General features: G+C 40.4%; 8 protein-coding genes. 3 read left to right on the top strand and 5 right to left on the bottom strand.

Going from position 1 to position 7,167, the window contains the following annotated elements:
- Positions 1-82 precede the first annotated feature (82 nt).
- The 4 genes from H6G41_RS05915 to H6G41_RS05900 all read right to left on the bottom strand — a co-directional run bounded on the left by H6G41_RS05915 (position 83) and on the right by H6G41_RS05900 (position 2,922).
- Positions 83-295 (bottom strand): hypothetical protein, encoded by a 213-nt coding sequence (locus H6G41_RS05915; protein WP_190744497.1) that lies wholly within the window; start codon positions 293-295, stop codon positions 83-85.
- A 78-nt stretch (positions 296-373) separates the two neighbouring features.
- Entirely contained in the window at positions 374-1,051 is a 678-nt protein-coding gene (locus tag H6G41_RS05910) for a DUF2834 domain-containing protein (RefSeq protein WP_190744496.1), read from the bottom strand.
- Between the two features lie 12 nt (positions 1,052-1,063).
- A complete protein-coding gene (hrcA, locus tag H6G41_RS05905; protein WP_190744495.1) occupies positions 1,064-2,140 on the bottom strand; it encodes a heat-inducible transcriptional repressor HrcA in 1,077 nt (358 codons plus the stop codon).
- Between the two features lie 434 nt (positions 2,141-2,574).
- Entirely contained in the window at positions 2,575-2,922 is a 348-nt protein-coding gene (locus H6G41_RS05900) for a rhodanese-like domain-containing protein (protein ID WP_190744494.1), read from the bottom strand.
- Between the two features lie 180 nt (positions 2,923-3,102).
- On the opposite strand from H6G41_RS05900, the gene H6G41_RS05895 reads away from it, so the two are divergent.
- Positions 3,103-4,773 carry a DUF3352 domain-containing protein gene (locus H6G41_RS05895; protein ID WP_199316051.1) on the top strand — a complete coding sequence of 557 codons (1,671 nt, stop codon included), beginning with the start codon at positions 3,103-3,105 and terminating at the stop codon, positions 4,771-4,773.
- 42 nt (positions 4,774-4,815) lie between these two features.
- On the opposite strand, the gene H6G41_RS05890 is transcribed toward H6G41_RS05895, so the two are convergent.
- A complete protein-coding gene (locus H6G41_RS05890) occupies positions 4,816-5,001 on the bottom strand; it encodes a hypothetical protein (protein WP_190744493.1) in 186 nt (61 codons plus the stop codon).
- 713 nt (positions 5,002-5,714) lie between these two features.
- Between H6G41_RS05890 and H6G41_RS05885 the strand changes: the two genes are divergently transcribed.
- Positions 5,715-6,206, top strand: a complete 492-nt coding sequence (locus H6G41_RS05885) for a hypothetical protein (protein WP_190744492.1) — start codon at positions 5,715-5,717, stop codon at positions 6,204-6,206.
- A gap of 183 nt (positions 6,207-6,389) precedes the next feature.
- The gene (gene cysE / locus H6G41_RS05880; RefSeq protein WP_190744491.1) at positions 6,390-7,154 is read left to right on the top strand and encodes a serine O-acetyltransferase; all 765 of its coding nucleotides are present in this window, start codon (positions 6,390-6,392) and stop codon (positions 7,152-7,154) included.
- Positions 7,155-7,167: the final 13 nt, after the last annotated feature.

The raw sequence follows: 7,167 nt of genomic DNA, 5'->3' as shown, positions 1-7,167 counted from the left end.
TACATCAACTTTTAAATGAAGGAGAGTTAATTATTAAATGGGGGCGAAAACTCAAAAATAAAGGCGACGCTGTTATCACAATTTAAATGCACAACAGCTTACTGCTATAGATTAGTAACCAGATGCCTACAAGGGAGAATAAAGATAAGACAATGGCATTGATATTAGTCCATTGAAAAGTCAAGATATTCTTGACTAATGTCAGTATTTCTTGTAAATGTAAAGGCGGAGAAAGCAGCACAATATATGCTATAAATGCACCCCATAATAGCCATAAACCAAGTTTTCTATTCATGATAAATAATTGATAATTTTTCGTAGTGAGGGCTTCAGCCCTTCCTTTTGAGAACTAAAGTCCTCACTACCACTTTCCTTAATTTGCTGTTGCTTGCTGCTGAGGAGATATTTTATCTACCCCTACTTCTGGTAGAGGTGGACGCACGCATAAATAGAATAACGGGCCGAACAATGGTATAAAACTGATTAACCAAATTGAGGAATTTTTCCAAGCGCGACGCGCCATATCATCTCCTAACAATGCGGGAAATAATAAGCTAAGTAGACAAAAATCTAGGCTCATCACATGAATGAAGCGGCTAGTTTGCCATTGTTGGACAAAATCAACCCAATCTCCTGCTAACAGACCATAACCTACTAAAATAGCCGCAGCTATGGTAAGTACAATCCCAGTGATACGAGAATCTAAGGCTTTAATTAAAGCGTTCTTTTTACCCGTAAATTGTGGATTTGAGTTTCTGAGGGCTAAGTATGGTAAAAGTGCAAAAGCACCAACTGCAAAAGAAGCACTTGCAAAAGGCCAAGCAGGGATTTTTTGTCCTCTACCATCAATAAATAAAATGGCACTATAAATTACAGGCCAAATACCCATAACATTAAATAGTGCAATGATGAAAGGATTAATCCCTTGCCATTGCCCTGTGCTTAGGTTCTTAATTAACTCGAATGTATTAGGAGCATCGGGAGGGGCGAGGAGAAAAGCATAAGCAATGACTCCTAGCCACAACAACCCAAAGCCGATTTTATTCACCATAATTTACTTTGATTAACTGAAGGCTTCCGAAAGGTAATCAGCAGCCGCAGCTACAACTGCGATCGCACCTTCATAATCTAGTCTAGTTGGGCCTAAAACTCCTACACTCCCTACGGGGACTGAACCTCGGCGATAGGTAGAAGTAATTAAGGTACATGTACGCATTGGTTCTAGGGGATTTTCTGTACCAATTCGCACAGTTACCCTTGGTTTACTGTGATCTTCAACCTCTGGTTCTTCAAAGATTAATCGCCCTAGTTGCTCTTGTTCTTCTTCCAACAGATGGATAATTGTTTGTACTTGCTGGAGTTGGGAAAATTCTGGCTGACGTAAAACTTCAGCGACTCCGCGCACCATGATGTTTGTCGCACTTGGCGCTAGCTTTTTGCGGCTTAATTCAGCGACGGAATTTTTCAAAAATTCGCCGTAGCGTTGGAATTCTTGATTTAATTGGCTCCAATCTAGGTTACCTAATTCCAGTAAGCTCTGTCCCCGCAAATGAGTATTCAAGAAGTTAGAGACAATTTGTAATTCGCGATCTATCACTTCAGCATCGAGTTTTGTTTCTTCTCGCGTCGGTGACACATCCATTAAGCGCGAATGGGTTTCATAATTATCGGTGACGACAATTAGCATGATCCGCCCGGTTTCAATTTGCACCAATTGCAAATGTCTTAACAATGCTGTATTGCTTTGGGGCATGGTAATCAAGCTAATACACCCGCTTAATGTGGCTAATATTTGCGCTGCACCTTGCAATAGCGCTTCTAAACTCCAATCTTCCCAGTGTAGGCGTTTTTGTAGCGCTAGCTCTACCTCTTTGGCTAGAGTTTCAGAAGGTGTAATTAGGCGATCGACATAAATGCGATAGCCAGAATCAGAAGGTACTCGTCCAGCAGATGTGTGTGGTTGGTAAAGTAAACCTGATTTTTCTAGGACACCCATCACATTGCGAATTGTGGCTGAACTCACACCGAGATCGTATTCTTCAATTAAAGCTTTCGATCCAACAGGCTCTGCGGTAGCAATGTAGTGACGTACTGTTGCCCAAAGTATATGCTGTTGTCGATTTGTCAACTGGACTTGCATAGGGTATTCTTTACTGAAGGCAAATTTCAATGAAATTTTGCAAAAATTTGTAATTTTTTACGAAAAAAGTAAAAAAATATTAATATTTAACTAATATATCTAACTATTTAATTATAAACCAGTTAATTACTGTAAAGTTCCATATTCGCTTATTATGGTGCTGTTGTGTTTTACAGCTTGACTATCAGCATTAAAGGTGCTTGTCTCAATGGAATATTTAGTTGATTAACCGTATTTTTCCATAAGCTTTGCGGAAAAAATGTATTTCCACTTACGGATTTTTTTGCTGTTGAGATATATAAGCGTAAGAGAATCATCTATAGATAACTCAAGATATAAAAATTCGCCAGTATTACTACAAGGCGAAAATGAGGTTATTTGCTAAATGATACGATCGGTACTAAATTAGCAATATATAGTACAAATTTCTTAAATTAATACCGAGGAACTGAAGAGTCAACTAAATTGGAATAAGCATCAATTCCACCTGAGATGTTCTTAACATTTGTAAAACCTTGCGCCATTAACCACTGACACATCTGAGCCGAACGCATACCGTGATGGCAGAGTACTAAGGTTTCAGCATGAGGATTTAAAAGTGTTGGTACTTGATCCCCCCATTCAGTAAATTCGCTCAGAGGGAAGTTGACAAAGCCCTCAATACTGGCGATCGCTAGTTCTTGGGGTTCGCGCACATCTACAAGCTGAATAGTAGCATCCCCAGCAGCTAGACGTTGTGCCAGTTCTTCAACAGTAATTTGGGTAATTGCGTTTCCTGTCATGAGGTTTTTGTAAACAATCCGATATCATTTATGTTGGCAGAAGATGTTGATACTCGCATCAGCATCGATTACTAGCTAAATTACTAGATATATGCATTATGAAATATTTGGCAGGCAATGCAAATCTCCTGCCCCTTCCTTCTTATGCTTAGAAATTAACGGCTTTGGAGGTGAGGAGGTATGGTGAACAGACAAAATTCATTATTTGGTTTTTTAGTAGCTGGTGCGATCGCAATTCTGGCGCTTGTGATTGTTGGCTTTTACTGGTTATCTATCAAAAGTCCAGTGACTATTACGGCTGCTACTCCTTCCCAGCCAGAAGCTAGGATATTTGTATCGAAATTTTCACCAATAACAGTATCTTTACTAGTAAATCCAGACCAATTACAAGCTTTAGATAAGGACGGTGAATTATCTAAGCTGAAAACTAATTTATTAACTAAGAGTAATCTAAATTACCAAGAAGATATTCAACCTTGGTTAGGTAAGGAAATTACCCTAGCTGTAACTAGTTTAGATATCGATCGCGATCCCGAAAATGGACAGCAGATTGGCTATTTAATGGCGCTAGCAACTACACAACCAGAAAAAAGCCGCGAGTTTTTAGAATTATTATTTTCTAAACGAGTATTAGCTGGGGGAAACTTAGGTACAGAAGAATATGAAGGCGTGAAGCTACTGTATGATAATCCCCCACCAAAGCAAGACTTTTTAGCTGGTGCAGCAGTAGGCGATCGCTTTATTTTATTTGCTAACGAACTCAAAGTCCTCAAAGATGCGATTAATAATGTCCAAGCTCCCGATCTCAATTTAAGCAGCTTGGTGCAATATCAAAAAGCTACCCAACAATTACCCAAAGGAACCTTAGCTTTAGCCTTTGTTAATCTCCCCAAGTTAGTCAAATGGCAAGGCTTAGAATTGCAAGAAGCAGTCTATGACAGCGAAATTATTTCTTTAGTTTTAAACTCTCAAGGCTTACTAGCAGAAACCAGCTTTTTGAGTGCATCAGCAAATAGTTATTCCGCGCCAGCGCCTTTACTATCTCAACCTGTACAAGCATTGCAATATATCCCCCAGTCAGCAGGATTAGCAATTGCTGGCGCTAATTTGAGCAATTTGGGCGAAACAAATTTAGCTAAACTTTGGAAAGAAGCAACAGCGACTATATATAGTTCTGCTAAAAGTGCTAATTCCCCAACAGATCAACCATTTAGCGAACTGCAAAATCGCTGGGGTATTAACTTAGTTGAAGATATTTTTAGTTGGGTAAAAGGAGAATATGCGATCGCACTCTTACCCCAAACCGAGAAAAACCAGCAAAGTTGGGTATTTGTTGTGGAAAATACCCCAGAAGTAGCAGACGGGATTGCGCGGTTAGATGCGATCGCATCTAGCAAAGGATTAAATATTAATTCCCTCAATCTTAATAATCAAAAAGTCTCGGCTTGGACAGAATTAATCGCCGCTAGCAAAAAACCGCAAGAGAAAAATCGCCCCGCCTACACTGTAGATACCAAAGTGCAGGGAGTACATACAACTGTAGAAAATTACGAAATTTTTGCTTCCGATTTAGAAACAATGGCAGAAATTCTCACCGCTAAAGATAATTCTTTAGTTAAAAATCGGAATTTCCAAGATAGTATTGCAGCGATACCCCAACCAAACCAAGGTTATGTATATCTTGACTGGACAAAAAGTAAATATCTTGTAGAACGTCAACTACCGATTTTAAAACTAGTAGAAGTATTAGGTAAGCCCTTCTTTGAAAAATTGCGATCGCTCACAGTTAGTAGTTACGGTAGCGATACAGGATTGCTCAAAGGTGGCGTTTTCTTTAAATTGCAACCTTAGTAAAGGGGCTAGGGGTTAGGGACTAGGGGCTAGGGAAGAAGGTCATCGTTGTGCGATCATCGTACTCTTTCGGAGAACCCGTAGGGTAGACGTTGCCGCACGCCTACGCTTAAACAAGCTACGCGCAGCGTCTCCGACATGAGAAGGCATTGCCCGTGCTTGACTGTCGTCAACTACCCCGCCTACTAGATTATGAGCAAGAAACTTTTGTGCTGATAGTTTTGCCATAAAAAATCCCCCATTGGACGAGTGATATTAAATTAGGATAAGTGATACGGAATTTGCGATCAAAAAATTGCGGCTAACCGTACATAAGTTGATTACCTGTTATTTATAGTAGAGATTATATTAGCAACCCAATCTATAGGATTAAAAATATAAAAAATGAAAACTTGTGTTGTTTTAGGAGATTTATCGTCTGATTTATCGAGTGATAACTATCCTACCGTACCTGTGTGTGATGATTGTTTTGCAGAGTGCAGTGACAGTGAAAGCATAATAGATAGTGACGATTTTGACCCATTGTTTGGGAATTCTTGCCACTATTGTGGAAAGTCCAAAGAAGAAGAAAATGAACAGTGCTGAAACAGGCTACAAGTTTACACAATATTGTTAATAATTCCACTTAATTATTAGTAAAATTGATGCCCCGGTATGTATTTGATATCGGGGTATTTTTAAGGGGATTTTCCTGTCAGGATATATACCTTTTTCCCGCTTGATGCTCATGTCATAAATCACAAAAAGCCTGTTATGAAAATCAGATTTTCTACTTCTCCCTCATCCGCCTTATCTCCCTAGCCTCTAACCTCCACATCTTCTAATTTTTCAACTCTATCTTGTGGCAGATTTCAAGGTGTCACAAATTGGTCAATATTACGGTTTTTTGATTACAATATGTATATATAGTTACTTATAAAATTAATTATTGGCAGGCTACTATGAAATCTCGTCGCCTCCGGTTTAAGCCTCAATTTAGCTGGCTGTTAGCTATATTTACCGCTATTATGACTCAACCTGTAATAGCAGAGCCAGCAAACTTTGGCACACTCAAGCTGTCTCCGGGGTTTGACCCAGCCAAAGGAGTTGTTGAAGGTTACACAGGCGGTTCTTTTTCCCTGTCTGCGATTAGTAACCGCGATCGCGATAAAAAAGCTTGCATTGGCTTTGCCGATCCCAAACCAGATCACATACTAATTTTAGAAAAAGACTTTCCTCGCCTCAAAATCTTAGTTAACACTGGCGGAAAAGATACTACTTTACTCATTAAAGGCCCAGACGATGAAACAATTCGTTGCGGTGATGATACCGGTAAGAGTAAAGACGCCAGCATTGACGATCGCAACTTCAAAAGTGGAACCTATAAACTTTGGGTAGGTACATTTAATTCTGGAGCTAGGCACAATTACACCGTGACAGTGCAGCAGCCATAAAGAGGCAGGGAGCAGAGGGGACAAAGGAAGCAGGCGAAAATAGCTATGGACTTGGTGACTGATGCCCAATGCCCAATGCCCCATGCCCCATGCCCCATGCCCAAATCTCAACTTTGTTACGAGGAACACATCGAACGATAATATGGGAAAGTAGCTTATTTTGCTTTCCGAGGGTACTATCTCGTGCTATCTACACTGCGTACCGACTTTCGCATCATATTTGAACGTGACCCCGCTGCCCGCAACTGGTTGGAAGTATTATTCTGCTACCCAGGTTTGCAAGCCTTGCTATTTCATCGAATGGCTCACTGGTTGTATGTAATTGGCATTCCTTTCATTCCCCGTTTGATATCTCATATTGCGCGATTTTTTACGGGAATTGAAATTCACCCTGGTGCAGTCATTGGACGAGGAGTATTTATCGACCACGGTATGGGCGTGGTGATTGGTGAAACTGCGATCGTGGGAGACTATGCCCTAATTTATCAAGGTGTCACCCTTGGGGGTACTGGTAAAGAAAGTGGTAAACGCCATCCTACCTTGGGTGAAAATGTAGTAGTTGGTGCTGGCGCAAAAGTATTAGGTAATCTGCAAATAGGAAATAATGTCCGCATTGGTGCAGGATCGGTTGTCCTCAGAGATGTTCCTTCTAATTGCACAGTCGTTGGTATACCTGGTCGCATTATCTATCGTTCTGGAGTTAGGGTAGCACCGCTAGAACACAACAATCTACCAGATTCAGAAGCCGAAGTAATTCGTGCTTTAGTAGACCGGATTGAAGCACTGGAAGAACAAATACAACGCCTTCAGCCCAGCCATGTATCAGAGCAAACTCCTGTCTTGGCAGGTAATATAGCTGTAAATGAGGAAGAACCAGTAAAAGATACAGCTTGGTGCAACCTCAGAGATAAAGCTATTCAGCAGTTTTTAGATGGTGCTGGTATCTAGCGACAGTCAACAG

Origin of the sequence: Tolypothrix sp. FACHB-123 (assembly GCF_014697075.1) — a bacterium.
GTDB lineage: Bacteria > Cyanobacteriota > Cyanobacteriia > Cyanobacteriales > Nostocaceae > Aulosira.
Note: the sequence above shows the minus strand (reverse complement) of the source record. Positions and strands in the feature narration are given on the sequence as shown.